The sequence below is a fragment of the Pseudonocardia sp. ICBG601 genome, from assembly GCF_020496245.1.
The window spans coordinates 94,570-119,377 of the sequence record NZ_JAHLJA010000021.1 but is presented as its reverse complement, the minus strand read 5'-3'; the positions used below and the strand labels follow the sequence as shown (position 1 = coordinate 119,377).

Genomic DNA, 24,808 nt, shown 5'->3' with positions numbered 1-24,808 from the left:
CGGCACCCCCCATACCCTCGACAGGACCCGGCCCGGCGGCGCCCTCGGCTCCCGACCGGGTCCGGACGCCGACGTCCGGCCGCCCACCACCCCAGGCGACCCGACGGGAGGCCGCGTGACGTCCGTGAAGAGCACGTCGGTGACGACCACGTCCGTGCAGACCAGCTCTGTGAAGACCGGCTCCGCGCAGACCACACAGCCCCGGCGCCCCGAGCTCGTCCCCACCCATCCGGGCTGGGCGGAGGAGATCCGCGACCGGGTCCGTGAGCAGGTCGCGGAGACGGTGCGCCGTCGCTGCGCCGAGCACGTCCACTCGATGCGCGGGGCGGACGTCGTGACCGGGGTGCTGAGCGACTTCGTCGGTCGCGGCAAGTACCTGCGCTCGATGTTCGGCTACCTGGGCTGGCGGGCCGCCGCCCCGGACTCCCCCGCCGCGCTGGCCGCGGTGTCCGGGCTGGAGCTGGAGCTGCTGCACGCGTTCGCGCTGCTGCAGGACGACGTCATGGACCGCTCGCAGCTGCGTCGCGGCCGGCCGACGGTGCACGTCCAGCTCGCCTCCTGGCATCGCGGCCAGGGCATGTCCGGCTCCGCGGAGCGGTTCGGCGAGTCCGGCGCGGTCCTGCTGGGCGACCTGTGCCTGGTCTGGGCCGAGCAGGCGATGCGCGAGAGCGGGCTGCCGCGCGCCGCGCTGGACCGCGGCTGGCCACGCTACGACGAGATGCGCTCCGAGCTGGCCGTCGGCCAGTTCGCCGACCTGCTCAACGAGGCACGCCGCGTCCCCACCCTCGACGAGGTGATGGACGTGCTGCGTCGCAAGTCCGGCAACTACACCGTGCGCCGCCCGCTGGAGCTCGGTGCCGCGATGGCGGGCGCCGGGCCGGAGCTGCTCACCGCCCTCGGCGACTACGGGACGATGGTCGGCGAGGCCTTCCAGATGCGCGACGACGTGCTGGGCGTGTTCGGCACCGACGCCACCGGCAAGACCGCGGGCGACGACCTGGCCGAGCGCAAGGCCACCAGCCTGGTCGTGCTGGCCCGCGAGGTCGCCGGGCCGGCCACCCGGGACACCCTCGACGCGCTGCTGCCCGGCTCCGACGAGACCGACGGTCCGGTCGACGTCGCCGCGGCGCGGGTCGCGATCGAGTCCACCGGCGCCCGCCGCCGCATCGAGGAGCTGATCGCCACCCGGGTGCAGGGCGCGCTGCGGCTGGTGGACGGTGCGGTCGACGGCGGCTTGCTCGGCGACGACGTCGCCGCGGTGCTGCGGGCGATGGCCGTGCGCTGCGCCGACCGGGTCTCCTGACCGGGCCCGCCCCGCGAACGGCTGCGGTGCACCAGGATGCGACCCGACGCGCCGGGCGCCGTGGGCGGTCCTAGGCTCGCGGACATGGCCGACCGTTCCCCGTCCCGCCCCGCCCGCCCCGGAACCGTCGGCCGCGCGGGTCTGCCGCGCGAGCAGGTGCCGTCGCACTTCGACGACGGCGCGGCCGACTACGACCGGCTGGTCGGGATGAACCCCGGCTACCACGACCACCTGCGCGCCTCCGCGGCCCGGATGCGGCTGCCCCGGGACGGCGCCGGGCTGCGGCTGCTCGACGCGGGCTGCGGCACCGGGGCCTCCACCGCGGCGCTGCTCGGGGTCGCCCCGCGCGCCGAGATCGTCGCCGTCGACGCCTCGGCCGGGATGCTGGAGCGCGCCCGCACCAAGCCGTGGCCGGCGTCGGTGCGGTTCGTGCACTCCACCGCCGAGGCCCTCGCCGAGAACGGGGTCGAGGGCCCGTTCGACGGGATCCTCGCCGCCTACCTGCTGCGCAACCTGGACGACCCGGACGCCCAGCTGCGCCGCTTCCGCGACCTGCTGCGCCCCGGTGGGGTGCTCGCGCTGCACGAGTACTCGGTGGCCGACTCGCCCCGCGCCCGGCTGTCCTGGCACGCGGTCTGCTGGGGGATCATCGTGCCGCTCGGCCGGATGACCACCGGTGGGACCGCGCTGTACCGGCACCTGTGGCGCAGCGTGAACACCTTCGACGGCATCGGCCGCCTGCGCGACCGGGTGCGCGGCGCCGGGTTCGACGCCGTGCACTCCGAGACCATGACCGGCTGGCAGAACGGCGTCGTGCACACCGTGCTCGGGACGCGGTCGTGACCGCCCGCCCGACCGACCCGCGCCGGGTCCGCCACGAGCCCGCCGGCGGCCTCGGCGACGCCGGGCAACTGGGGCGGCGACCGCGGGTCGTCGTCGTCGGCGGCGGGATCGCCGGGCTGGCCGCGGCGACCGGGCTCGCCGAGCGCGGGGTCGTCGTCGAGCTACTGGAGCGCGAGCCCTACCTGGGCGGGCGGGTCGGCGGCTGGTCGGAGCCGCTGCCCGACGGCACCCCGGTGTCGATGAGCCGCGGCTTCCACGCGTTCTTCCGCCAGTACTACAACCTGCGCGCGCTGCTGCGCCGGGGCGACCCCGAGCTGGAGCGGCTGGTGCCCCTGGAGGACTACCCGCTCGTCGACGCCGACGGGCGCCGGGACACCTTCCGCGGGCTGCCGCGCACCCCGCCGTGGAACGCGGTGCTGTTCGCCCTGCGCAGCCCCACCTTCCGCCCGTCGGACCTGCTGCGCCTCGACGCCCGCGCCGCCGCGCCGCTGGCCGCGGTCAGCGTGCCCGGCATCTACGAGGCGATCGACCACGTCGACGCGCAGAGCTTCGTCGAGTCGATCAACTTCCCGCCCGCGGCCCGGCACCTGGCGTTCGAGGTGTTCTCCCGCAGCTTCTTCGCACCGCCCTCGACCATGTCGGCCGCCGAGCTCGCGACGATGTTCCACATCTACTTCCTCGGCTCCTCCGAGGGCCTGATGTTCGACGTGCCCGACGCGGGCTTCGACACCGCGCTGTGGGAGCCGCTGCGCCACTACCTGACCACCCGCGGCGTCACGTTCCGGACCGGGGTCACGGTCTCCTCGGTCGAACGATCCCCGGCAGAACGGTCCCCGGCCGACGGTGTCGGCAGTGGACGGTTCCACGTGAATCATCACGACGGCGGCGGCACCGGCGGCAGCAGCGAGGCGGACGCGGTCGTGCTGGCCCCGGACGTACGCGGGTTGCGCGACATCGTCGCCGCCTCCCCCGGTCTGGGCGACCCCGTCTCGGCCGTCGACGGGCCGGACGCGCTCGCCCGCTGGCGCGCCGACGTCGCCGCGCTGGGCAGCGCCCCGCCGTTCCTCGTGCAACGGCTGTGGCTCGACCGGCCCGTCGACGCCGCCCGCCCGCCGTTCCTCGGCACCGGCGGGCTCGACCCGCTCGACAACATCTCCGTGCTGGACCGCTACGAGCGCGACGCCGCGGGCTGGGCGGCCCACCACGGCGGGTCCGTCGTGGAGCTCCACGCCTACTCCGCGGCGCCGCCGCCGGGCACGGGCGACGACGCCTGGACCGCCGAGCTGCGCCGTCGCACGGTCGCCCGGCTGCACGAGCTCTACCCCGAGACCGCGGATGCCGGGGTGGTCGGCGAACTGGTGCAGTGGCGGGCGGACTGCCCGATGTTCGGCGTCGGCGACTTCGCGCGGCGGCCCACGGTCGCCACCCCCGTCGACGGCCTGGTGCTGGCCGGCGACGGCATCCGGATCGACCTGCCCGTCGCGCTCATGGAGCGGGCCGCGAGCACCGGCTGGCAGGCGGCGAACCGGCTGCTCGCCGGCTGGGGTCTGGCCGGCCACCCCCTCGAGACCGTCCCCACCAGCGGCCGCCTCGGTCCGCTGCGGCGCGCCGCCGAGTACGCGATGCGCACCTGACCCCCGAAGGACACCACGCCATGACCCTGCTCTCCCGGATCACCGAGAACTGGCCGTCCCACTGGCCGCTGCAGCCGCTTCCGTCGCAGCGGTGGGCGGCGCAGAAGCCGACCTACGCCGGCGCGGACCCGAAGCTGATCTCGGCCTCGCTGGAGCGGGCACAGGCACGTCCGTCGGGGAACTGGTTCGTCGTCGCCGCGAGCCGCGAGATCCGCCGCGACCGGCCGCACGGCGTCCGGGTCGGCGGGACCGAGCTCGTCGCGTGGCGGGAGCAGGACGGCACGGTCCGGGTGGGTCCCGGCGCCTGCCCGCACCTCGGTGCACCGATGGCGCTGGCCGCCGTCGACTGCGGCGAGCTGGTGTGCCGCTGGCACGGGCTGCGCCTGGGCGCCCGGTCCGGCCCGGGCTGGGCGGTGCTGCCCGTCCACGACGACGGGGTCCTGGTCTGGGTGCGGCTCGACGACCTCGGCGGCGAGGAGCCGACCGACGCCCCCGTCGTCCCGGCCCGACCGGCCGGCGCGGTGCTCGACGCCGTCACCACGCTGACCGGGGTGTGCGAGCCGGAGGACATCGTCGCCAACCGGCTCGACCCGTGGCACGGCGCCTGGTTCCACCCGTACTCGTTCCAGCGGCTGACGGTGGACTCCGCGCCCGCCGTCACCGACGTCGCCCCCGACGACGACCGGTTCCTCGTGAGCGTCACCTTCAAGGTCGGACCGGGGCTGGGTGTGCCGGTGCGGGCGGAGTTCGTGTGCCCGGAGCCGCGCACCGTGGTCATGCGGATCGTGGAGGGCGAGGGTGTCGGGTCGGTCGTCGAGACCCACGCGACCCCGCTCGGCCCCGGCCCCGACGGGCGGCCGCGCACCGCGGTGATCGAGGCCGTCGTCGCCGGGTCGGACCGGCCCGGTTTCGCGGTGGCGACCCGGCTCGCCCCGGCGATCCGCCCGGCGATGGCCGCGGCCGCCACGAAGCTGTGGCGCGACGACCTCGACTACGCCGAGCGCCGCTACGCGCTGCGGGCGCGCTAGGTCCGGTCGAACCGCCACCGCCCGTCGAACCCGGCGTCGCGGCGCTCGACGAACGCGGCGATCCCCTCGGGGGCGTCGGTGACGAAGTTGATCGCCTGCGAGATGGCCTCGGCGTCGAGTGCCTCGGCGAACGACGACCGGGTCGCGGCGTGCAGCATCGCTTTGTCCCTGGCCAGCGCGACCGGCGGTCCGTCCGCGAGCCGGCCGGCGATGTCGGCGACGAAGGCGGGCAGCTCGTCGCCGTCGACGACCCAGGTGACCAGGCCGAGCGCGTGCGCCTCCTCGGCGCCGATCGTCTCGGCGAGCAGCGCTAGCCGCTTGGCCTGCTGCATCCCCACCAGCCGGGGCAGCAGCCAGGTCCCGCCGAAGTCCACCGACAGGCCCCGGCGGGCGAAGATCTGGGAGAACCGCGCCGCGGGGGTGGCGACGACGAGGTCGCAGCCCAGCGCGAGGTTCCACCCGGCACCGACGGCGACACCGTCGACGACCGCGACGGACGGCACCGGCAGCTCGTGCAGCGCCAGCGCGACGTCGTTGATCCGCCGCATCAGCCGGGTCGGGTGCTCGGCGTCCGCCCCGCGGGCAGCCGGGTCGAGGTCGGCGCCGCCGCAGAAGGCACCACCGGCGCCGGTGACGACGACCGCGCGGACCTCCTCGTCGACGGTGGCCCGGTGCAGCGCCTCGCCGAGGGCGTCCCACAGCGCCCGGTCGATCGCGTTGCGCCGGTGCGGGCGGTTCAGGGTGAGGGTGAGCACCGGGCCGTCGAGCCGGGTGAGCAGCACCGCGTCGGACACTCGTACCCCCTTCGTCGGGCCCATCGTCGGGCGACCGTGGTGAGCACCCTGCCACCCCCGCGGATGATGGTCATCCGTGGGCGGCCGGCACCGGGGGCGCCGGCAGCCCGCCCGGGCCGGCCCGGCGCAGGGCGCGGGGCGACTCGCCGAACCAGCGCCGCGCCGCCCGCGACAGCGCGGACTGCTCGGCCAGCCCCACCATGGCCGCGACCTGGGTGAACGGCAGGTCGGTCCGCAGGATGAGCCGCTCGGCGGTGTCCCGACGCGCCTCGTCGACGACGGTCTCGAAGGTCGTGCCCTCGGCCGCGAGGTGGCGTTGCAGGGTCCGTGGGTGCACCCGCAGCAGCCGGGCCACCGAGCCGATGCGCACCGGCCCGGTGCCCAGCGACCGGTCGACCGCGGCTCGCACCCGGTCGGTGACGGTGCGGCCGGGGCGCGCGAAATGGGTCTCCAGGTACTCGATCGCGATGGCCCGGACGGTCTCGTCCCCGCCGGCCACCGGCCTTCGCAGCAGGTCGCCGGGCACCCGCAGGACCGCGGCCGGCCGGTCGAAGCGGACCTCGGCCCCGAAGAACTCGCGGAACCGCTCCGGGGCAGGCGGTGCCTCGTGCGGCAGGTGCACCGAGCGCAGGCCGTAGGGCCCGCCGGCCAGCAGGCTCACGATCCGGTGCAGCACCCCCGTGCCGAGGTCGGCGACCTGCGGCGGGAGCGGCTCGGTGCTGCCGTACGCCACGCCGGTCACCCCCGGCACGCCCTCCGGGTCGGGCACCGCGCCGACGGTCAGCACCGGGCTGTGCACGTAGAGGTAGCGCGAGGCGCAGTCCAGGGCGGCCCCCAGCGTCGGGGACGCCTCGACGGCGACGGCCAGCGGGCCGAGGATCTCCGGGCCCTGCCGCTGCGCGAGGCGCAGCCCGAGGTCGCCGCAGCCCAGCTCGGCTGCCGCGGTCTCCAGCACCCTGGCGACCGAGCGCGTCGGGACCAGCGCGTCCGGGTCGTTGCCCTCGACGGCGTCGATCGGGATCCGGAACCGGGCGAAGAGCTCGGCGCCGTCGCCGCCCAGCTCCCCGACCAGCGCGACGAACCCACGCAACGCCCTCGCCCGGGTGAGTGATCCGGTTCCCATGTCGTCCGAGGGTAAGTTGTTGTCGCGCCAGGTCAAGTTACTCCGGGTAGGTTTGGGGCACACTGGACCCCGGTCGACAGAGGTAGTCAGCGCGGACGCGCCCGATGAGGAGGACCACATGACCCAGGCCGGTACGACACCCGCTCCGGACGGCACCGCCGTCGAGCACCGCGACGTGATCATCGTGGGGGCCGGGCTCTCCGGTATCGGTGCGGCGGCCCGGCTGCACCAGGAGCTGCCCGGCAAGGACTACGTGATCCTGGAGGGCCGCGAGAACATCGGCGGCACCTGGGACCTGTTCCGCTACCCGGGCATCCGCTCGGACTCGGACATGTTCACCCTGGCCTACCCGTTCCGGCCGTGGCGCGAGCCGAAGTCGATCGCCGACGGCGCCGACATCCGCCGCTACATCACCGAGACCGCCCGCGAGTACGGCGTGACCGAGCGGATCCGGTTCGGCACGAAGGTCGTCGACGCCTCCTGGGACTCCACCACCGCGCGGTGGACCGTCGAGACCACCACTGCCGACGGCCCGAAGCGCTACACCTGCTCGTTCCTGTTCATGTGCTCGGGCTACTACGACTACGACCGGGGCTTCCAGCCCGAGTTCCCGGGCCGGGAGGACTTCGCCGGCACCTGGGTGCACCCGCAGTTCTGGCCGGAGGACCTGGACTACACCGGCAAGAAGGTCGTCGTCATCGGCTCCGGCGCCACCGCCGTCACCCTGATCCCGTCGCTGGCCGCCCGGGCCGGGCACGTCACCATGCTGCAGCGCTCACCGTCGTACCTGACGGTGCTGCCCAGCAAGGACCCGGTCGCCGACCAGCTCCGCCGCTTCCTGCCCGCGAAGCTCGCGCACGCCATCCTGCGCCTGCAGTACGTGACGCTGACCCAGGCGTTCTACCAGCTCGCCCGGCGCCGCCCGGAGCGGGTGAAGAAGGTCCTGCGCGGGCTCGCCCTGAAGTTCCTCAAGGACGAGGCCTACGTCGACCAGCACTTCACCCCGAGCTACGACCCGTGGGACCAGCGCCTGTGCGTCATCCCGGAGGGCGACTTCTACAAGTCGATCAACCGTGGGGACGCCTCGGTCGTCACCGACCACATCGACCGGATCACCGCCAACGGCATCCGGCTGCGCTCCGGCGAGGAGCTGGAGGCCGACGTGATCGTGTCGGCGACCGGGCTGTCGCTGAGCCCGCTGGGCGGCATCACGATCCACGTCGACGGCGAGCAGGTGGACATCGGCAAGACCGTCACCTACCGCGGCCTGATGCTCTCGGGCATCCCGAACCTGGCGTTCTGCATCGGCTACATCAACGCGTCCTGGACGCTGCGCGCCGACCTCGTCGCCCGCTACGTGCCGAAGCTGCTGGCGCTGATGGACCGCGAGCGGATCGCGATCGCCACCCCGGCCCCGACCGTCTCGCCGGACCGCCCGCTGCTCGACATCGAGTCGAACTACGTGAAGCGCTCCGAGCACCTGTTCCCCCGCCAGGGCCGCAAGGACCCGTGGCGGCTGCACCAGAACTTCTTCCTCGACGCCGTCGGGCTCGGACGGGCCGACCTCAAGCGGGACATGATCCTCACCCCTGCCTCGGCGCTGGGCGCCCGCGACGCCCGCGTCCCCACCCCGACCGCGGCCGGCATCGCCGCCGACGCCACGACCGGCACCGGATCCGGCACCGCCGCCCCGGCGGCCGCACAGCAGGAGGTGGCTTCCTGATGGCCCGCTCACCGTTCCGTTTCGCCGAGGGCACCGCCGTCGTCACCGGCGCCGCCGGTGGCATGGGCGAGCACGTCGCGAAGCTCCTGGGCGAACGCGGCAGCGACCTCGTGCTCGTCGACCGCGACGGCGACCGGCTCGACACCGTCGCCGCCGCGATCCGCGCGAAGCACCCCGGCCTGTCGGTGACCACCGAGACCGTCGACCTGGCCGACCGCGAGGCCGTCGACGCGCTGGCGGCCCGGATCCTGGCCGGTCACCCGGAGATCAGGCTGCTGGTCAACAACGCCGGCGTCGCGCTCGGCGGGGACTTCGCCCGGCTGACCCTCGACGAGTTCGACTGGGTCATGGACGTCAACTTCCGCGCCCCGGTGCGGCTGACCCACGCCCTGCTGCCCGCGCTGACCGCGCGCCCCGGCGCGCACGTGGTCAACGTGTCCAGCCTGTTCGGGCTGATCGCCCCGCCGGGGCAGTCGGCGTACTCGTCGTCGAAGTTCGCGATCCGCGGGTTCTCCGAGGCGCTGCGCGCCGAGCTCGCCCAGGTCGGCGCGAGCGTCACCACGGTGCACCCGGGCGGCATCCGGACCAGGATCGCCGCGAGCGCCCGGGTCGGGGTGAACATCCCGGCCGAGGAGGCCGAGCGGGGGAAGAAGGACTTCGAGAAGCTGCTGACCTTCCCCGCCGAGAAGGCCGCCGAGCTGATCGTCGACGCCATCGAGAAGCGCCGCCCGCGGCTGCTCATCGGGATCAGCGCCAAGGTCCCGGACCTGCTGGCCCGGCTCGCCCCGGCGAACAGCATCCGGATCTTCGCGAAGATCGTCGGTGCCTCGGGGAACGCGAAGTCGGCGAAGTCGGCGCGATCGGCGGGGGCGCGATGACCGTCCCGCAGCCCCGCTTCGTCGACGTCGGGGGCACCCGGATCCGGGTCCGCGAGTCCGGTGACCCGGCCGGTGAGCCGGTCCTGCTGCTGCACGGCATCGGCCGGAGCCTCGAGGACTGGGACCCGCAGCACGAGTTCCTGTCCCGGTACCGGGTGGTCGCGGTCGACCTGGCCGGGTTCGGTCACTCCGACCGGGTGCCCGGCCCGGCGACGCTGGAGAAGCTCGCCGACACCGCGCTGGTCACCCTCGACGCGCTCGGGGAGACCCGGCCGGCGCACGTCATGGGCAACTCGCTCGGCGGCGCCGTCGCGCTGCTGATCTCCACCCGGCACCCGGAGCGCGTCGTCTCGCTGGTGCTGGCCGACCCGGCCGGGTTCGGGGCCGAGGTGACGCCCGCGCTGCGGGTCATCGGGGTGCCGCTGCTCGGCCGGTTCCTGCTGGGCCACCTCGACGCCGCGGCCGCCCGACGCTCGGAGCGGTCCCTGTTCGTCGACGGCTCCCTGGTCACCGACGAGCGGGTCGCCCGCGCCGTGGAGATCGCGCGGCGGCCGGAGTTCGCGCAGACCTTCGCCGAGGTCGCGGCCGAGCTGGGCACCGTCCGCGGCGGCCGCCCGGGCTGGCGGCGGGCGCTGCTCGACGCGTTCGCCCGCGCGCCGAAGCCGACGCTGGCCGTGTGGGGCGAGCGGGACCTGATCCTGCCCGCGGCCCAGCTGCGGGCGGCGAGCCGGCTGCCGCAGGTCACGACGCACGTGTTCGGCCGGGTGGGGCACATGCCCCAGATCGAGGTGCCCGCCGCGTTCGCGACGCTGGCCCTGGACCACCTCGCCCGGGCGGGACAGCAGGCCGGCATCCCCGGCGACACCCGCGCCGGCACCCGGTAGCCCGGGCCCGGGCCGGTCTGGCCCGGGCCCGGTCGGCCGGGTCCGGGCTCGTCCGGCGGCCGCGCGCCCCGCCGCGCGACGGACCGGTTCCGGCCGTAGCGTCGGGTTCATGCGGATCGCCCCCTGGCTGGCCGCCCTGGTCACGCTGCCCCTGCTCGCCGCCTGCGACACCGGCCCCAACCCGGTGACCAACGCGTTGTCCGGCGCCGAGGCCCCGGTCGCCGCGGCGGGTGCGGGCCTGGTGCCGGTCCCGGTGTCGGTGCCGCCCGGGGCCGCGACCGCCCCGTTCGACGAACCCCGCGACGCACTCGTCCCGGCCGGCTGGACGATGTCGGTGTTCGCCCGCGTCCCGAACGCCCGGCTGGCCGTGTGGAGCCCCGACGGTGAGCTGCTCGTCTCGGTGCCCGACGACGGCAGGGTGCTGGCGCTGTCGCGCACCGGTGCGCAACGGCCGCTGCTGACCGGGCTCACCCAGCCGCACGGGCTGGCGTTCTCCCCGGACGGCACGGCCCTCTACGTCGCCGAGTCGAACCAGGTGTCCGCCTTCACCTGGGCGCGCGGCGTGGCGACCCGGCAGCGGGTCGTCGTGCCCGGCCTGCCCGATGCCAACTCCCCCGACCTGCGCGGCGCCTACGGCCACGAGCTGAAGTCGGTGACCGTCGGCCCGGACGGCGCGGTCTACGTCTCGGTCGGCTCGACCGGCAACATCTCGGTCGCCGACCGGGACGCCACTCCGCCGCGCGCGTCGATCCTGCGGATGCCGCCCACCGGCGGGCCCGCCGCGCCGTTCGCGACCGGCGTCCGCAACGGCACCGGGCTGGCCACCGCCCCCGACGGCTCGGTCTGGACCGCGGTCAACGGCCGCGACAACGTGCCCTACCCCTACGACCGGCCCTACGGCGACGACACCGGCTCGTCGTTCGGGAAGGTCGTCGACGGCTACGTGACCGACCACCCGGCCGAGCCGCTGGCCCGGCTCACCCCGGGCCGCGAGCTGGGCTGGCCGTTCTGCAACCCGGATCCGGACACCGACCCGGGCGTCACGGGGTCCGCGCAGGACTTCGCCGACGTCGCACTGGTGGCCGACGCCGAGCTCAACCCCGGCGGGCGCGCGATGGACTGTGCGGCGCTGGCCCCGATGGAGCAGTCGTTCCCGGCGCACTCGGCGCCGCTGGGGCTGTCGTTCACCGAGGGTGTGCTGCCCGCGCCGTACGCGGCCGGAGCGCTGGCCGGGGTGCACGGCTCCTGGAACGCGGACCCGCCGCGGGCACGGAGGTGTCGTTCTTCCCGTGGCGGGACGGTGCCCTGGGCGCGCAGCAGACCCTGGTCGGCGGGTTCCAGGACCCGTCGGGAGCGCGCTGGGGCCGGCCGGTCGCGGCCGTCGTCGGGCCGGACGGAGCGGTCTACGTGACCGACGACGACGCCGGTGCCGTCTACCGGGTGGCCCCGCCCGGGCGGTGAGTGCCCGCCGTGACCGGGGCCGCAGTCGGCCCCGGTCGTCTCCGGCACCGCGATAGGTTCTGCCGGGCACCCGAGGGCGGATGCCCGGGAGGGTGGGGGCGGATGCGGATCGTGGACTGGGCCGGCGACGACGAGGGCGGCCCGGCGGTGGTCCTGCTGGACCAGCGCGCGCTGCCCGCCGCGACCCGGCACCTGTACCTGCGCACCGTCGACGAGCTGATCGAGGCGATCCGGTCGCTGGCCGTGCGCGGCGCCCCGAGCCTGGGCATCACCGGCGCCTACGGGGTCGCGCTGGCCGCGCACCTGCACGGCACCGCGACGCCGGTCGCCGTCGCCGCGGTGCGGGCCGCGGCCGAGCGGATCGCGGTCGCCCGGCCCACCGCCGTCCCGCTGGGGCTGGGGGTCGCGAGTGCCCTGGAGGCGCTCGACGGCGGTCCGGCCGCGGTGCTGGCACGGGCACGGGCGGTGGCCGCGGAGGCCGCCCGGGTCAACGCCGCGGCGACCGGCCGGGCCGCTGACCTGGCGCAGGAGCTGTGCCCGGACCGTCCGCTGCGGGCGCTGACCGTGTGCAACACCGGCCCGCTGGCCACCGGCGACGGCGGCACCGCGCTGGGGGCGATCCTGCGGCTGCACGAGCGCGGCGCGCTGGCCGAGGTGCTGGCCTGCGAGACGCGCCCGCTGCTGCAGGGTGCGCGGCTGACCGTGTGGGAGCTGGCGGCGGCCGGGGCGCCGCACCGGCTGTGCGTCGACTCGGCGGGCCCCGCGGCGATCGCCTCGGGACTGGTCGACGCGGTGTTCGTCGGGGCCGACCGGATCGCGGCCAACGGCGACGTCGCGAACAAGATCGGGACCTACATGCTGGCCTGCGCCGCGGCCCGGTCCGGGGTCCCGTTCGTGGTGGTCGCGCCGGAGGAGACGATCGACCCGCACACCCCGACCGGCGCGGACATCGTCGTCGAGCAGCGGGGGGCCGACGAGGTCCGCGAGCACGGCGGCACCCTGCTCACCCTGCCGGGGACCCCGGTCTACAATCCGGCGTTCGACGTGACGCCGTTCGACCTGGTGACCGCGATCGTCACCGAGGAGCGGGCGTGGGGGCCGGGGTCGTCGCCCGCACCCTCGCCCGCTGGGCGGCGAACCGCCGGCGCACCGCGCTGATCTCGGCGTCGGGCAGCAGCCGCGGCTCGCCGACGGCGCGGGCGCGCAGCCAGACGTCGCAGAGCCACTCCAGCTGGCGGGCGCCGTCGTAGGCGGCACCGAGGGTGTCGCCGAGCACCAGCGTGCCGTGGTTGCCGAGGACGACGGCGGTGGACTCCCCCAGCGCTGCGAGTGCGTTCTCGACCAGCTCGGGGCTGCCGAACGGCGCGTACTCCGACACCCGCACGCCCTCGCCGAACATCGCGAGCTGGTAGTGCACGGCCGGGACGTGGTCGGACAGCGTCGACAGGGCGACCGCCGCCGTGGAGTGGGTGTGGACGACGGCGCCCGTCCCCGGCCGGGCCTGCGCGGCCACGTGCAGCCCCAGCTCGCTGGTCGGCTCCCGGGTGCCCGCGACGACCGTGCCCGCCCCGTCGACGAGCACGACGTCCGCCGCCGTCATCGTCTCGTAGTCCACTCCGGACGGGGTGACCGCGATCAGGTCGCCGGTGCGCAGCGACAGGTTCCCCGAGGTGCCGACGACCAGGCCGTCGCGGACCATCCGGCGGGACCACGTGCACAGCAGCTCGCGGGCGGGGGTGTGGTCGTGGGGCACCCCGCCACGATCCCACGCCCACCCCGACCGAGGGTCACACCTCCGGGTCGATCCGCTCCCGTCGGGGCGCGCCGGGTGGCCGCGGGGCCGCACGATCGTCGCACCGCGGACACCGGCCGGGCCGGGACGCCACGCGGAGGGCGGTAGGACCCCGACCGCGCCGGTTCCCGGCGCAGGAAGCGAGCACATCGTGAGGACCGCCCTGCGTGCCGCCACCACCGCGGCAGGCGCCGTCGCCGCCGCACTCGCACTGGCCGCCGTGACCGCCGGGACCGCGTCGGCGCAGCCCGCCCCGACCACCGAGCCGCCGCTGACCCCGGCCGACCAGGCCGCGCAGCTGGTCTGTCTGCAGAAGTACCTGGACTTCGGGGCACTGCCGGCGCAGTCGCTGGCGGACCCGGTGGCGTTCTCGGCCCTGGTCACCAAGGCAGCCCAGGAGTGCGACGCCGTCCGCGCACCGGCCACACCGGCCGCGCCCACCGCCCCTGTGGCGGGGGCCTGACCGCGGGTCAGAGCAGGTCGCTGCGGCTGAGCACCCCGACCAGCACGTCGTCGGCATCGACGACCGGGACGACCCGGAACCCGCGCCGGGACAGCAGGTCCTCGGCGTCGGTGAGCGGGTCGTCCGGCTGCACCGTCTCGACGTCGCGGGTCATCACCTCCGACACGGTGCGGGCCCGCAGCCGCCGGCCTCCGTCCAGGGAGCCGTGCATGAGGTCGGCCTCGGAGACGATGCCCAGCAGGTGGTCCCGGTCGTCGACGACCGGGACGGCGGTGAACCGGTAGGACAGCAGCACCTCGGCGGTCTCGTCGAGGGCCAGCTCCGGCGGGATCGCGACCAGCCCGCCGTCGGTCATCACGTCCGAGACCCGCAGCGACGACGTCGGCCGGCCGCCGACCCGGCCGGCCCCGCGCGGGGCCATCGCCTCGGGCAGCGGTGCGACCGGGAGGACACCGCCGATCCGGCGGGCGGTTCGCCGCAGCCGTCCCCCGGAGTGCCGGTGCCGCAGCAGGTCGCTGCGGGTGATCACGCCGACCAGGATGCCCTTGTCGACGACCGGGACGAGCCGCAGCTCGCCGTAGACGCGCATCCGGTGCGCGACGATCGAGACGTTCGTCGTCGGGAGCACCGACACGACCTGCTCGGTCATCGCGTCGCCGACGACGGCGTGCGGGTCGTCGCGGTGCCGCAGCACGTCCACCAGCGAGATCACCCCGACCAGGGAGAACCGGCGGTCGACGACGGGCAGGGCCGAGAACCGGGACTCGGCCATCCGCTCCTGCGCCCGCGCCAGCGGTGCGTCCGCCCAGATCGTGACGACGCGTTCGGTCATGACATCACGAGCACGCACCACCATGGACGCACCGTAACCACGGCGGCGTCGCGTCCGCCATCGTTCACCGTTCGAGGTGGCCGAACCGGTGCCGGGTGCGACTGACCGCCTGCTCGCGCAGCACGGTGAGCATCTCCCGGCGGCCGTCGAGCACCACCGGGGTGTCCACGACGGAGGCGCCCACATCGGCGGCGGCCGCCCGCAGACCCTCGGGCACGGTGCCCAGGGCCCGGATCCGCTCGCCCGCGACGGGGACGAGGTCGTCGCCGCCGTGCACCCCGCCGGGGACCTCGCCCGGCGGGATCCCCGGCCCGTGCAGCCGTACCGGCACCCCCGCCGTGGCCGCGGCGAGCAGCACCCGCAGGACGTCGGCGCGGGCGGTGCCGGTGCCGCACCACAGCGTCGCCGACGGGGCGGGCCGGTAGCGGAACACGTTGGACTCCGCGGCCAGCCCGGTCGGGTCGTGCTCGACCCCGAACTCGGTGTCCCACGCGCGGGCGTCGGAGGCGGCGGCGCGGGCGAGACGGTCGCGGGCGGCCGGGTCCAGGTCGGCCGCGGCGGCCAGCACGCGGTCGGCGGCCGGGCCGGAGGTCGGGCCCGGTGCGGGGAGGTCGCCATCGTGCCAGGTGCCGAACTGGGCGACGTAGTTCGGTCCGCCGGGCTTGGCGCCCGGGCCCAGCACCGAGCCCTTCCAGCCGCCGAAGGACTGGCGCTGCACGATCGCGCCGGTGATGTGCCGGTTGACGTAGGCGTTGCCGACCTCGACGCGGTCGAGCCAGTGCGCGATCTCGTCGTCGTCGAGGGAGTGGATGCCGCCGGTGAGACCGAAGCCGGTGTCGTTCTGCCAGGCGATCGCCTCGTCGAGGTCGCGGGCGGCCATCAGGCCGAGCACCGGGCCGAAGCACTCGGTGCGGTGGAACCAGCTGCCCGGCGAGACCCAGGCCCGCACGCCCGGCGTCCACGCCGTCTCGGAGATCCGGCGTGGACGCACCAGCCACCGCTCCCCCGGCTCCAGCGTGGTGAGCGCGCGGTGCAGCTTCGCCGAGGGCGCCTCGATCAGCGGGCCCATGGTCGTCGCGAGGTCGGTGCCGGGGCCGACGCGCAGGGTGCTGACGGCGTCGACGAGCTGACGGCGCAGCCGCCTCCCGACGGCCGAGCCGGTCGCGGCCGGACCGACCAGGATGGCCAGCGACGCCGCGGAGCACTTCTGCCCGGCGTGGCCGAACGCCGAGCGCACGAGGTCGGCGACGGCGAGGTCCGGGTCGGCGGCGGGGGTGATGACCAGCGCGTTCTTGCCGCTGGTCTCCGCGAGGAGGTTCAGGTCGGGCCGCCAGGAGCGGAACAGCGCGGCGGTCTCCGAGGAGCCGGTCAGCACGACCCGGTCGATCGCGGGGTGGGTGACGAGCCGGCGTCCGGCGTCGGCCTCGTCGGTGGGCAGCAGCTGCAGCGCGTCGCGCGGGATCCCGCCGCGGTGCAGCGCGGCCACCCCCGCCTCGGCGCACGCGCGGACCTGCGGGGCGGGCTTGAGCAGCACAGGGGCGCCGGCGGCGAGCGCGGCCAGGCAGCCGCCGAGCGGGATCGCGACCGGGAAGTTCCAGGGCGGGGTCACCGCCACGACCCGGTCCGGGGTGAACACGGCGCCGTCGAGCTCGGCGGCGCGCTCGGCGTAGTAGGCGGCGAAGTCGACGGCCTCGGAGATCTCGGGATCGGCCTCGGCGACGGTCTTGCCCGCCTCGTGCAGCATCACCGACAGCAGCGTCCCGCGGGCGGCGGCCAGTGCGCGGGCGGCGCGGCGCAGCGTCGCGGCCCGCTCCGCGGCGGGGACCTCGCGCCAGCCGCAGGTGCGGGCACGCTCGACCGCGGCGTCGACCGCGGCCGGGTCGGTGACGACCGGGACCTCCGAGCGCGCGACGACGGTCGTCGCGGCGCGGCGGGCCCACTCGCGGTTCGCGGGCAGCGACGGGTCGGTGTCGGGCTCGGCGCGGAACCCGGGCGGCACGGGGTCCCCCGGCAGCGGGCCGTCGGTACCGACCGGCGCGGACACGGTGCGGTCCTGGGTGCGGCGCGGGGTGGCGGCGACGGCGTCGCGGTCGCGTACCGAGGCGAGGAACCGCTCCTGGTAGCTCGCCGGGCCGCCGGAGTCGGGGGCGAACAGTGTGTACAGGTACCCTCCGGCGAGGCGTTCTCCTCCAGCCGTCGGACCAGGTAGGACACCGCGGTGTCGAAGTCACCGCGGTGCACGACGGGGGTGTAGAGCACCAGCTGCGAGCCCGGTCCGGACTCGGGCAGGTCGCCCGCGACGGCGTCGGCGAACGCGGGTGCCATGCCCTGCAGCATCTCCAGGTCCAGCTGGGGCCGGGCACCGCGGGCCTCGGCCAGTTCCAGGGCGAGCGCGACGTGGTGGAGGTGGTGCGACGCGATGCCCAGGCGCATCCCGTCGGCGTGCGGACCACCGATGCCGCGGTCGAGGAGCCGGACGTAGTTGGCGTCGACCTCGGCCTTGGTGGCGTAGGGGGCCTGCGGCCAGTCGTGCAGCTCGGCGTCGACCCGTTCCATGGCCAGGTTCGCGCCCTTCACCAGACGCACCTTGATCGGGGCTCCGCCCGCGGCGGCGCGGCGGGTGGCGAACTCCCCGAGCTCGTCGAGCGCGGCGACGGAGTCGGGCAGGTAGGCCTGCAGGACGATGCCAGCGGGCAGGTCGTGGAACTCCGGGCGTGCCAGCAGCGTCGTGAACAGCGCGATGGTCAGGTGGAGGTCCTTGTACTCCTCCATGTCGAGGTTCACGAACACGCTGTGCTCGCGGGCGGCCCGGTAGAGCGGCAGCAGCCGGTCCACGAGCAGGTCCCGGCTGCCCCCGAGGTCCCACGGCACGAGCTGAGCGACGACCGAGGACGCCTTCACCGAGACGTGGTCGACGCCCGGCCGGCGCACCAGCGCGATCGTGCGGGCGAGGCGACGGTCGGCCTCGTCGCGGCCGAGGACCGCCTCGCCGAGCAGGTTCAGGTTCAGCCGGTGTCCGTCGCGGCGGGCCGCGGCGAGCCGCCGGTCCAGGCCCCGCCCGCCGGCGTCGACGATCAGGTGCCCGACCAGGCTGCGCAGCCGCGACCGCGCCGCGGGCACGACGACGTGCGGCAGCGCCGTCGCCAGCCGGCCGCCGGCCCGCAGCAGCAGCCGGTCGGTACCGGCGACGAACGCCGGCAGTGCGGCGCCCGCCCCGGCGAGCCGGGCCAGCTCGCGGGCCGCGACCCGGTCGTCGGCGGGACGGGCCACGCGGTCGACGAAGCGGAGGGTGAAGTCGACCCCGGCGGGGTCGTGCATCAACGCGGCCAGCCGCTGCGTCGGGTCGGTACCGCGGCCGGGGCCGGTGGACGGGGGAGGTGCCGGTGCGCTCGGTCCAGCGGCGCACACGGTCGACGGCGCGCGCGGTCAGCGCGTCGTCGAGGGCGGGGACGGGGTGGGTGGGGTGCACGCTCACCGGCCCAGTCTGGACCCACTGTCAGGACCGTGTCACGTCGACGGTACTGACCGGCGCTGACCGGCGCCGGCCGGTGCCGGCCCCTTCGGTGACGACCGCGGTCAGGACTCGGTGAGGTCGGTGTCGGGCAACGGCCCGAGCAGGGCGAACGCATCCAGGTACGGCTCGACGTCACCGCGCTCGGTCCAGGCCCGCAGCTGCGCCGCCGACCGGCGGGTCATCAGGGCCCTGGCCAGCTCGAAGTCGGGGGCCCGCACGACGACCGCGGCCCCCGCCTCGTCGCCGGCAGACACCCAGCGGCGGCCGTCGCCGATCAGCGCGATCGGTGCCCGGTCGCCGAGCGCGGCGGCGAACCGGCCCAGGAACCGGTCCATGACCGCGTAGAGGCCGGGGGTGTGCTGCCCGCCGGGCTCGCGCAGCGCACCGCGCAGGTCCTGCTCGTGGATGATCACGTCGCCGAGCGGGCGGGTGGTGTTCGCCGCCATCCAGTCGCGCAGCGGGCCGGTCAGCGACTCCCACTCCGCGACGAGTGCGGCCATGTCGTGGTCGCGCCGCTCCCGCACCTGCCGGCTCGTCCACTCCTCGTTGTGGTCGTCGGGCTCGGCGCCGCGCACCACGTCGGCACCCAGACCGACCATGTGCGAGAACAGGTCGCGCACCGTCCAGTCCGGGCAGGCCGGGACGGTCAGCTCCGTGCGCTCGGGTGGCAGGTCCCGCACCAGGTCGACGACCCGGCGCTGCGCCCGGGCCCACTCCTCGATCTCGTCGATTGCCGCTCACGGGCACCGATCCCATCACGACCGGGGTCTCCGCGCCGCTCCCCTGGGTGTTTTGCCTGGACCGGACACGGGCACCTGGGGATCATCGAACCGGACACGACGGCGAGGACGGTCACGGCGACTCCGCCGGACGACACCGCCGGCATCGGGGACCACCCGGTGCGTCGGTGAGGAGAGGACGAGCGTGAGCAGCCCACCCCCGTACCCGGGTCAGCCCGGGGACCCGCAGGACCCGAACAACCTGGACCAGCCGACCCGGCAGAACCAGCCCTACGACGGGCAGCCCCACGGCGAGCACCCCGGCGCCCAGCCCTACGGCGGACAGCAGCAGGGTCAGCAGCAGTACGGCCAGCAGCCGTACGGGCAACAGCCCTACGGCCAGCAGCAGTACGGTGACCAGCAGTACGGCCAGCAGCCCTACGGCGCGCAGGGCCACGAGCAGGCCGCCTACCCGGACCGACCGGCCGCCGGGCCCCCGGGGTGGCCGCAGGGCGGGGCGCCGGCGACCCCACCGCGCAACGGCGTCGGGATCGCCGCGCTGGTGCTCGGCATCCTGGCCGTGCTGCTCGGGTTCTTCCTGATCGGCGCCCTGTTCGGTGTCGTCGCCGTCGCGCTGGGCATCTCGGGATCAGCCGGGCGTCCAAGGGCGCCGCCACCAACCGCGGTGTCGCGATCGCCGGGCTCGTCCTCGGCGTCGTCGGCATCGTCATCGCGATCGCCGTCGTCGCGTTCGGCGTGAGCGTGTTCAACCAGGTCGGCGGCAGCGAGTACGTCAGCTGTGTGCAGCAGGCCGGCGACGACCAGTCCGCGATCGCGCAGTGCCAGCAGGACTTCGAGGGCCGCCTCGAGGGGCAGTTGGACCAGGACGGCAACTGAGCCCGTTCCCGCGGGCCCCCCGGCCGGTCACCGGTCAGGCGGGGCCCGCGGTTCGCGGTGTGGAACGCGCCGCCGCGTGGAACGCACCCCCCGCACCGAACGCCAGCCGGGCGAACCGCTCCCCCATCCGCACGTGCGCCTCCGGACACGGGTGCAGCCGGTCGGGCAGCGGCAGCTCGGCCGCGTCGTCCTCGCCGTAGAGCTCCCGGCCGTCGAGGGCGGCCAGTGCCGGGTCCTCCGGGGTGCGGTCGGCCACGATCCGGGCCAGCTCCTCGCGGATCACCGACAGCGTCAGCTGCCCCGCCGCGACCCGGCCGGGTCGCCGGTCGCGCGGAACAGCAGCCGCCCGTCGACGACCTCCGGCGCCCCGGGCCCGGGGTGTGCTCGTGGATCGGGCACAGCACCGGCGACACCACCAGCAGCGGGGTGTCCGGGTGCCCGTCGCGGATCGTGTCGAGGAACCCGTGCACGGCGGGGGCGAAGGCGCGCCGGCGCATGAGGTCGGCGTTGACGATGTTGATCCCGATCTTGACGCTGATCATCGCGGCCGGGGTGTCGCGCAGCGCGCGGGCGACGAACGGGTCCAGCATCGCGCTGCCGGAGAACCCCAGGTTGACCAGCTCGACGCCGGCGGTGCGGGCGGCGAGCGCCGGCCAGGTGGTGCTGGGGCCCGCGGCGTTGCTGCCCTGGCTGATCGAGCTCCCGTGGTGCAGCCACACCGGGCGCCCACCGGGCGGGACGACGGCGACCGGCGCGTCGGTGCGCAGCGCGACGACCTCGGTGATCTCGTTGTGCGGCAGCCAGATCTCGACGAGCGTGTCGTGGCCGGGCAGGGTGAACCGCACCGGGCCGGGCGCGCCGTCGGTGACCGTGACCTGTCCGGTCGCCGGGTCGGTCATGAGGAGCTTCCCGCCGGAGGTCGTGGCACTGCCCATCGGCCGGCCGTCGACGAGCAGGTCGTAGGCGCCGTCGGGCCGTAGCGGGGCTCCGACGAGCCCGACCCGGGTGCGCAGGGTCTCCAGCTCGACCGTCCGCGCGGCGGTGCGGAACACGACACGGACCCCGGACGGCTGGCTCTGCGCCCCGGCCAGCTGCGGGTCGCCGTTGCGGGCGCGGGCGGGGGCGGGCGGGGGCGGGCGGGGGCGGGGAGCCGCTGCGGGAGCAGGCCCCGCTCGCCGTCGACGGCGTCGAGGACGCCGTGCAGCAGCTCGGGCCCGATCGGGGTGGTGATCACTCCGGCAGCCTGGCACGCACGCGGCCGACGTTCATCCCGGAATCGGACGGCGCCCGTGGAGGGGTCCTGCCGGTGACCGCCCCGGGCGCGTGACCCAGGATGACCGGGTGACTGCGACCGAGGACGAGCGCACGGCGGCCGACGACCGCGCGCACACGGGGGTGGAGCGCGTGCTGGTGATCGCCGCGCACCCCGACGACATCGACTTCTCCTGCAGCGGCACCGTCGCGGTGTGGACCGCGGCCGGCGTCGCGGTGACCTACTGCCTGGTGACCGACGGCGACGCGGGCGGGTTCGACCCCGCCGTGCCGCGCAGCGACATCGCGGGCATCCGCCGGGCCGAGCAGACCGCCGCGGCCGCCGTGGTGGGCGTCTCCGACCTGGTGTTCCTCGGCCACCCCGACGGGCGGCTGACCGTCACCCTGGAGCTGCGCCGCGACCTGGCGCGGGTGATCCGGCAGGTCCGCCCGGACCGGGTCCTCGTGCCGCAGCCGGTGCGCGACCTGCGCAGCATGTACGGCAGCCACCCCGACCACACCGCGACCGGCGAGGCCGCCCTGTGCGCGGTCTACCCCGACGCGCGCAATCCCTACGCCTTCCCCGAGCTGGCCGAGGCCGGGTACGAGGCGCACACGGTCGGCGAGGTGTGGATCATGGGCCCGGCCCCGGCCGACGACCCGGAGGGGGCGCGGCACGTCGACATCACCGACACCATCGACGTGAAGATCGCGGCGCTGCGCGCGCACGAGAGCCAGACCGCCCACATGACCGACCTGGAGGACATGATCGGGCAGTGGTCCGCGTCGCTGGCGAAGCGGGCCGGGTTCCCGCCCGGGCGGCTCGTGGAGTCCTTCCACGCACTCGACACGCGCTGAGGCCACCGGATCCCGGGGCCCGGGCCGGTCGGTCAGATCGCGGCCGCGGTGTCGGCGCCGGGCGTGGACCGGTCCGCTCGCTGGGCCGCGCCCGCCGCGAGGTCCAGCGCCTCGGCGGGGCGCCAGGGCCCCGGCAAAGTCGCTAGATGATCTTGTAGGTGGTCAGTGGTCGATGGGGGTCGCGGGCGTGGTGGCGGAGTGCTGCGGCGATGTTGCTGACGCCGTGCAGGCGTAGCGCGGTGATCGCGAGGTTCCGCAACGCCGACATGACCTGCGGGGCGTGACCGGTGTGGGCGGTGGCGCGGTCTTCGTCGAAGCAGACATCACGGACCCAGTGCAGGCGATTCTCGATCGACCAGTGCCCACGGATCCAGCGGGCGAGCAGTCCTGGATCGGCGTCGGTGCTGGTCAGGCTGGTGATCGCGTAGGCGGTCTCGGTTCTCCACTTCCCGCCAGGCCGCAGTGGGCGACGCCGGCGCACCAGCTTGATCGCCTGGGATGCGTGGGGGAAGAACTCTGCGCCCAGGTCGGGACAGGGGTGCAGGCTGACCACGCTGATCGTGCGGGTCTCGACGCGGCCGTGCCCACGCCCGCGTTGACGATCAGCGACGCCGATCTGGGTCCAGGGCAGGCCCGTACCCGTGCCAGCAGCGTGGGCTGGTTCGCTTTGATCGTCATCAGGTAGTCCCGCCGCGGCGGTGTAGGTAGTCGGCGTGGGCTCGCTGGGTGTGCAGAGCGTCCGCGGTGACCAGTACATCGTCGAGGTCGAGGGGGTCGAGCAGCGCGGTGAACGCGGTGATCTCGCTGCCCTTCTCTGCGACCTGAACCTGGCCGAGCACGCCACCGCTGGTCTGGTCGAGCACCGACACCAGATGCGGGAGCCAGACCCTGCCGTCGGCGGCACGGACGCGGGCGCCGCGCAGGGTCTTGCCGTCCAAGGCCAGCACGCGGCGCTGTTCTCGCCGGGGTGTGCCCTCCGGGGCCGGCTGGGCGCTGAGCTGGGGCAACACCCAGGACTGCAACGCCGCCTCCAGCGCCGAGGCGTCGACCCGTTGCAGGACCCGGCGGATGGTCGACTCGTGCGGAGCGACCGCGCCCACCCCGAGCACGTCCAGCACGGCGCGGCCGACGTCATGGGCGTACTCGGCGATCGCGGTGAACGACCGGGCCCCCGCCAACACCGCGCACGCCCCCAGTAGCAACACCGCGAGGACACCGTGGCGGACACCGCGTGGTTTCCGCGGGTCCGGCACTCGCGACAGGGCCTCCACCAGCGACAACCCCGCCGCCTCACGACCGGCGCGGCTCTCCCCGCGTCAGGACCGACCTCCAGGCCTTCCAGAGCAGCAACGATCGGAGACACTGACACTGCGGACACAGGCTTCCTGACGTGAGCAAGGATTCGACACCCTCATGATCACGCCAAGCCTGTGTCCGCACCCACCCCCACCCCCCACATCACCGCAGCTCAGGACCCACCCATCACGACTTTGCCGGGGCCCTGGGCGGGGCGCAGGGCGTGCCGCTCGCGGATGCTCATCTCCAGCTGCGGGGCGAACCCCGCACCGCAGCGTTCGAGGAGCCGGGCCACGCCGGGGCGGAGGTTCACCAGCTGCAGCCGCACACTGGCCGGGAGCTCGTCGGCGGCGTGCACGAGGCTGACCGCACCGGCGACGTCGACGAACCGCAGCGCGGACAGGTCCGCGGTCAGCGTGCCCTCCCCGACGTCGCCGCGCACGACCTGGTCGATCAGTCCGGCCAGCACGCGGCGGACCTGGGGGCGGTTGGCGTGGTCGACCTCGCCGGCCAGCCGGATCCGGGCCGGCCCGGTCTCGGTGACGCGCAGCAGGCTGTCGTCGTGGAGCGGGGTGGCGGTCAGCTCGGCGGGGTGCCGGGCGCGCATCGTCGCGATGAGATCGTCGGGGTAGCGCAGGTGGTCGTAGACGCACAGCACGCGCAGCGGCTGGTCGCGGACGGCGTCGTCGAGCCTGCGGTCGTACTCGTCGAGCACCTGCCCGCCGGGCCGGCGCAGGCCGTGGTCGGTCTGGCCGCTGACCCGCAGCCCCGCCCAGCCGTCGTCCAGGGCGGAGGTGAGGTGGTGCGCCACCAGCCCGGTCAGCTCCTCGAGCGGGCCGCGCAGGGCGGCGCGGGTGACCTCGCCCGGGACGAGCCGGAACTGCCCGGAACGCAGCGGGCCGGTGACGTCGACGCCGTCGTCGGTCAGGCGGGAGAGGACCAGACCTGCGGTGTCGTCGTCGAGGTAGACGACCCGCTCCCCCGCCGCGAGCCCCTCGGCCAGGAACGCGGCGACGTCCTCGGCGAGCTGCTCATCGCTGACCGGCACGGTCAGCACGTGTCGGTGCGGGACCCGTACCGGTGCGGTCACACATCACCCCCGTCATGGCGTCCCCTCGGTCCCCCGGCGGGCGTGACGCTGCGTGCACGATAGGTGATCACCGATCCCGTGGCGACCCGACGCTGTTGTTCAGGCGCGCCGAGGCGTAGAGTTAGCCGGACCGAACTCCAGGGTTCGGGGCGTACTGTGCGAGTCGGTGGCACGGGCGCCGACCAGGAGGTGGACGCCATGTTCCGAGCCGCTCCGCAGTCGCGGACGACCGAGGTGCGCGCGGTCGTGCTCGCCGGGGTGCTGATGGTCCTGCTGGCCGTCGCCACGATCGTCTCGGTGTCGCTGGCCCCCACCTCCGTCACCCTGGTCCTGGCCGCCGCCGCGCTGGCCGTCCGGCCGCTGGTCGTCGCCCACCTGCGCCGCAGTGCCCACGACGAGCGGGTCGCCGCGCGCCGCTGAGGCGA

23 protein-coding genes and 2 pseudogenes are annotated in these 24,808 nt (G+C 75.3%); 14 read left to right on the top strand and 11 right to left on the bottom strand.

The features are described 5' to 3' along the window. Positions 1–139: 139 nt before the first annotated feature. From KPL57_RS07875 to KPL57_RS07860, 4 genes are all read left to right on the top strand, one after another. Positions 140–1,303, top strand: coding sequence for a polyprenyl synthetase family protein (locus KPL57_RS07875; protein WP_226351063.1), 1,164 nt, complete (start codon positions 140–142; stop codon positions 1,301–1,303). A gap of 84 nt (positions 1,304–1,387) precedes the next feature. Then, entirely contained in the window at positions 1,388–2,146 is a 759-nt protein-coding gene (locus KPL57_RS07870) for a class I SAM-dependent methyltransferase (RefSeq protein ID WP_226351062.1), read from the top strand. Beyond that, positions 2,143–3,780 (top strand): FAD-dependent oxidoreductase, encoded by a 1,638-nt coding sequence (locus KPL57_RS07865; protein WP_226351061.1) that lies wholly within the window; start codon positions 2,143–2,145, stop codon positions 3,778–3,780. The genes KPL57_RS07870 and KPL57_RS07865 overlap by 4 nt, the downstream gene beginning before the upstream one ends. A 20-nt stretch (positions 3,781–3,800) precedes the next feature. Beyond that, complete coding sequence (locus KPL57_RS07860; RefSeq protein WP_226351060.1) at positions 3,801–4,808, top strand: DUF5914 domain-containing protein; 1,008 nt, start codon at positions 3,801–3,803, stop codon at positions 4,806–4,808. On the opposite strand, the gene KPL57_RS07855 is transcribed toward KPL57_RS07860, so the two are convergent. Then, entirely contained in the window at positions 4,805–5,626 is an 822-nt protein-coding gene (locus KPL57_RS07855; RefSeq protein WP_226351059.1) for an enoyl-CoA hydratase/isomerase family protein, read from the bottom strand. The genes KPL57_RS07860 and KPL57_RS07855 overlap by 4 nt on opposite strands. A gap of 46 nt (positions 5,627–5,672) precedes the next feature. After that, complete coding sequence (locus KPL57_RS07850; protein WP_075306551.1) at positions 5,673–6,725, bottom strand: AraC family transcriptional regulator ligand-binding domain-containing protein; 1,053 nt, start codon at positions 6,723–6,725, stop codon at positions 5,673–5,675. Positions 6,726–6,843: 118 nt separating this feature from the next. On the opposite strand from KPL57_RS07850, the gene KPL57_RS07845 reads away from it, so the two are divergent. From KPL57_RS07845 to mtnA, 5 genes are all read left to right on the top strand, one after another. Beyond that, a complete protein-coding gene (locus KPL57_RS07845; RefSeq protein WP_226351058.1) occupies positions 6,844–8,448 on the top strand; it encodes an NAD(P)/FAD-dependent oxidoreductase in 1,605 nt (534 codons plus the stop codon). Continuing rightward, complete coding sequence (locus KPL57_RS07840) at positions 8,448–9,326, top strand: SDR family oxidoreductase (protein ID WP_226351057.1); 879 nt, start codon at positions 8,448–8,450, stop codon at positions 9,324–9,326. The genes KPL57_RS07845 and KPL57_RS07840 overlap by 1 nt, the downstream gene beginning before the upstream one ends. Beyond that, positions 9,323–10,210 carry an alpha/beta fold hydrolase gene (locus KPL57_RS07835; RefSeq protein ID WP_226351056.1) on the top strand — a complete coding sequence of 296 codons (888 nt, stop codon included), beginning with the start codon at positions 9,323–9,325 and terminating at the stop codon, positions 10,208–10,210. Before KPL57_RS07840 ends, KPL57_RS07835 begins: the two co-directional genes overlap by 4 nt. A gap of 109 nt (positions 10,211–10,319) precedes the next feature. After that, positions 10,320–11,621 (top strand): sorbosone dehydrogenase family protein, encoded by a 1,302-nt coding sequence (locus tag KPL57_RS07830; protein ID WP_226351055.1) that lies wholly within the window; start codon positions 10,320–10,322, stop codon positions 11,619–11,621. Between the two features lie 152 nt (positions 11,622–11,773). Further along, positions 11,774–12,829 carry an S-methyl-5-thioribose-1-phosphate isomerase gene (gene mtnA, locus KPL57_RS07825; protein WP_226351054.1) on the top strand — a complete coding sequence of 352 codons (1,056 nt, stop codon included), beginning with the start codon at positions 11,774–11,776 and terminating at the stop codon, positions 12,827–12,829. Here mtnA and KPL57_RS07820 read toward each other — a convergent pair. Beyond that, positions 12,747–13,424 carry a class II aldolase/adducin family protein gene (locus KPL57_RS07820; RefSeq protein ID WP_226351053.1) on the bottom strand — a complete coding sequence of 226 codons (678 nt, stop codon included), beginning with the start codon at positions 13,422–13,424 and terminating at the stop codon, positions 12,747–12,749. The two genes, mtnA and KPL57_RS07820, sit on opposite strands and share 83 nt — an antisense overlap. 190 nt (positions 13,425–13,614) lie before the next feature. Here KPL57_RS07820 and KPL57_RS07815 point away from each other — a divergent pair, with 190 nt between their 5' ends. Then, on the top strand, positions 13,615–13,926 hold the full coding sequence (locus tag KPL57_RS07815; RefSeq protein WP_226351052.1) for a hypothetical protein: 312 nt from the start codon (positions 13,615–13,617) through the stop codon (positions 13,924–13,926). A gap of 7 nt (positions 13,927–13,933) precedes the next feature. On the opposite strand, the gene KPL57_RS07810 is transcribed toward KPL57_RS07815, so the two are convergent. The 4 genes and pseudogenes from KPL57_RS07810 to KPL57_RS07795 all read right to left on the bottom strand — a co-directional run bounded on the left by KPL57_RS07810 (position 13,934) and on the right by KPL57_RS07795 (position 18,994). After that, positions 13,934–14,782, bottom strand: coding sequence for a CBS domain-containing protein (locus KPL57_RS07810; RefSeq protein ID WP_226351051.1), 849 nt, complete (start codon positions 14,780–14,782; stop codon positions 13,934–13,936). 40 nt (positions 14,783–14,822) lie between these two features. After that, the gene (locus KPL57_RS07805; RefSeq protein WP_226351050.1) at positions 14,823–16,802 is read right to left on the bottom strand and encodes an aldehyde dehydrogenase family protein; all 1,980 of its coding nucleotides are present in this window, start codon (positions 16,800–16,802) and stop codon (positions 14,823–14,825) included. A 179-nt stretch (positions 16,803–16,981) separates the two neighbouring features. After that, a pseudogene (locus KPL57_RS07800) lies at positions 16,982–18,076 on the bottom strand (proline dehydrogenase family protein); the annotation flags it as partial. A 258-nt stretch (positions 18,077–18,334) separates the two neighbouring features. Beyond that, positions 18,335–18,994 carry a maleylpyruvate isomerase family mycothiol-dependent enzyme gene (locus KPL57_RS07795; RefSeq protein ID WP_226351093.1) on the bottom strand — a complete coding sequence of 220 codons (660 nt, stop codon included), beginning with the start codon at positions 18,992–18,994 and terminating at the stop codon, positions 18,335–18,337. Between the two features lie 202 nt (positions 18,995–19,196). Between KPL57_RS07795 and KPL57_RS07790 the strand changes: the two genes are divergently transcribed. Together KPL57_RS07790 and KPL57_RS07785 are read left to right on the top strand one after the other, a co-directional pair. Then, complete coding sequence (locus KPL57_RS07790) at positions 19,197–19,751, top strand: DUF308 domain-containing protein (RefSeq protein ID WP_226351049.1); 555 nt, start codon at positions 19,197–19,199, stop codon at positions 19,749–19,751. Further along, positions 19,748–19,888, top strand: a complete 141-nt coding sequence (locus KPL57_RS07785; protein ID WP_226351048.1) for a hypothetical protein — start codon at positions 19,748–19,750, stop codon at positions 19,886–19,888. The genes KPL57_RS07790 and KPL57_RS07785 overlap by 4 nt, the downstream gene beginning before the upstream one ends. Positions 19,889–19,922: 34 nt before the next feature. Here the strand turns inward: KPL57_RS07785 and KPL57_RS07780 are convergent. Beyond that, positions 19,923–21,122 (bottom strand): annotated as a pseudogene (locus tag KPL57_RS07780) (SGNH/GDSL hydrolase family protein). A 107-nt stretch (positions 21,123–21,229) separates the two neighbouring features. Here KPL57_RS07780 and KPL57_RS07775 point away from each other — a divergent pair. Next, the gene (locus KPL57_RS07775; RefSeq protein ID WP_226351047.1) at positions 21,230–21,997 is read left to right on the top strand and encodes a PIG-L deacetylase family protein; all 768 of its coding nucleotides are present in this window, start codon (positions 21,230–21,232) and stop codon (positions 21,995–21,997) included. A gap of 142 nt (positions 21,998–22,139) precedes the next feature. Here the strand turns inward: KPL57_RS07775 and KPL57_RS66050 are convergent, their stop codons facing one another. The 3 genes from KPL57_RS66050 to KPL57_RS07765 form a co-directional block, all read right to left on the bottom strand. Then, on the bottom strand, positions 22,140–22,754 hold the full coding sequence (locus KPL57_RS66050; protein ID WP_264197847.1) for an ISAs1 family transposase: 615 nt from the start codon (positions 22,752–22,754) through the stop codon (positions 22,140–22,142). Beyond that, positions 22,675–23,268 carry an ISAs1 family transposase gene (locus KPL57_RS66045; RefSeq protein WP_308252817.1) on the bottom strand — a complete coding sequence of 198 codons (594 nt, stop codon included), beginning with the start codon at positions 23,266–23,268 and terminating at the stop codon, positions 22,675–22,677. Before KPL57_RS66045 ends, KPL57_RS66050 begins: the two co-directional genes overlap by 80 nt. 197 nt (positions 23,269–23,465) lie before the next feature. Beyond that, complete coding sequence (locus KPL57_RS07765; RefSeq protein WP_226351046.1) at positions 23,466–24,383, bottom strand: MEDS domain-containing protein; 918 nt, start codon at positions 24,381–24,383, stop codon at positions 23,466–23,468. A gap of 198 nt (positions 24,384–24,581) precedes the next feature. Here KPL57_RS07765 and KPL57_RS07760 point away from each other — a divergent pair, with 198 nt between their 5' ends. Next, positions 24,582–24,803: a hypothetical protein gene (locus tag KPL57_RS07760; protein ID WP_139318721.1), complete on the top strand. Its 222-nt coding sequence runs from the start codon at positions 24,582–24,584 to the stop codon at positions 24,801–24,803. The last annotated feature ends 5 nt before the right edge of the window (positions 24,804–24,808 follow it).

Coding starts and splice junctions, on each gene's coding strand:
- KPL57_RS07870 (WP_226351062.1), top strand. CDS start 1,388: ATGGCCGACCGTTCCCCGTCCCGCCCCGCCCGCCCCGGAACCGTCGGC.
- KPL57_RS07860 (WP_226351060.1), top strand. CDS start 3,801: ATGACCCTGCTCTCCCGGATCACCGAGAACTGGCCGTCCCACTGGCCG.
- KPL57_RS07855 (WP_226351059.1), bottom strand. CDS start 5,626: ATGGGCCCGACGAAGGGGGTACGAGTGTCCGACGCGGTGCTGCTCACC.
- KPL57_RS07850 (WP_075306551.1), bottom strand. CDS start 6,725: ATGGGAACCGGATCACTCACCCGGGCGAGGGCGTTGCGTGGGTTCGTC.
- KPL57_RS07845 (WP_226351058.1), top strand. CDS start 6,844: ATGACCCAGGCCGGTACGACACCCGCTCCGGACGGCACCGCCGTCGAG.
- KPL57_RS07840 (WP_226351057.1), top strand. CDS start 8,448: ATGGCCCGCTCACCGTTCCGTTTCGCCGAGGGCACCGCCGTCGTCACC.
- KPL57_RS07835 (WP_226351056.1), top strand. CDS start 9,323: ATGACCGTCCCGCAGCCCCGCTTCGTCGACGTCGGGGGCACCCGGATC.
- KPL57_RS07830 (WP_226351055.1), top strand. CDS start 10,320: ATGCGGATCGCCCCCTGGCTGGCCGCCCTGGTCACGCTGCCCCTGCTC.
- mtnA (WP_226351054.1), top strand. CDS start 11,774: ATGCGGATCGTGGACTGGGCCGGCGACGACGAGGGCGGCCCGGCGGTG.
- KPL57_RS07810 (WP_226351051.1), bottom strand. CDS start 14,782: ATGGTGGTGCGTGCTCGTGATGTCATGACCGAACGCGTCGTCACGATC.
- KPL57_RS66050 (WP_264197847.1), bottom strand. CDS start 22,754: ATGTACTGGTCACCGCGGACGCTCTGCACACCCAGCGAGCCCACGCCG.
- KPL57_RS07760 (WP_139318721.1), top strand. CDS start 24,582: ATGTTCCGAGCCGCTCCGCAGTCGCGGACGACCGAGGTGCGCGCGGTC.